Origin of the sequence: Mesorhizobium sp. M7A.F.Ca.CA.003.01.2.1 (genome assembly GCF_003998945.1) — a bacterium.
In the GTDB taxonomy this organism is placed as follows: Bacteria; Pseudomonadota; Alphaproteobacteria; order Rhizobiales; family Rhizobiaceae; genus Mesorhizobium; species Mesorhizobium ciceri.
This window is the reverse complement of record NZ_RZRA01001416.1, coordinates 1-897: the sequence shown is the minus strand read 5'-3', so window position 1 is coordinate 897 and position 897 is coordinate 1. Positions and strand designations below refer to the sequence as shown.

Below are 897 nucleotides of genomic sequence, written 5' to 3'. Positions count from 1 at the left end.
TCCGATCTCCCCCCTTGGGGGGGAGATGTCCGGCAGGACAGAGGGGGGCGCTGTCCCGCCAGCCTTGCGAAATGACCTCCCGCGTCACGCCAGCGCCTCCTCGACGATCCGGCCAAGCTCCGGTGCGATGTAGGAAAGGTCTTCCTCGTCCTTGATCAGCACGCCGATGGCGCGGCGGAAGGCTTCCGGCCACGGGCTGCCGCCCTTCTCCAGGATGGTGGCGGCATTGGCCCATTCGACGGCCTCGGCGATACCCGGCGGCTTGGCCAGCGGCCGGGCGCGGATGGTCTGCACGGCCGCCGCCACCGCGCGCGCCGTTACCTCGGCCACATCGCCGGCGCGCAGCATGATGATGGCGGCCTCGCGCTCGGCGTCGGGATAGCCGATCCAGTGGTAGACGCAGCGGCGGCGCAGTGCCTCGGCAAGCTCGCGGGTGCGGTTCGAGGTCAGGATGACGATCGGCTGTGCCGTGGCGCGGACGGTACCGCGTTCGGGAATGCTGATCTGGAAATCGGAGAGGAATTCCAGAAGCAGCGCCTCGAATTCATGATCCGAGCGGTCGATCTCGTCGACCAGCAGCACGCGCTGTTCCGGCGCCTTCAGCACCTGCAGCAGCGGCCGGGCGATCAGGAAACGGTCTTCGTAGATGTCGATCTCGTGCTCGCCGGCGTGGCGAATGGCGAGCAGCTGGCGTTGATAATTCCATTCGTAGAGCGCGTGCGCAGCGTCGATGCCTTCATAGCATTGCAGCCGCACCAGATCGCGGCCGAGCAGCGCGGCGATCGCCTTGGCCGCTTCCGTCTTGCCGACGCCTGGTGCGCCTTCGAGCAGCAGCGGCTTCCCCAGCCGGATCGCCAGGAAGATCGCGGTCGCAAGACTGTCGTCGGCCAGATAGCG

General features: G+C 67.6%; 1 protein-coding gene. It reads right to left on the bottom strand.

Going from position 1 to position 897, the window contains the following annotated elements:
• Window positions 1-84: 84 nt before the first annotated feature.
• A partial coding sequence (locus EN969_RS33120; RefSeq protein WP_164758756.1) for a MoxR family ATPase occupies window positions 85-897 on the bottom strand: 813 nt, incomplete at its 5' end.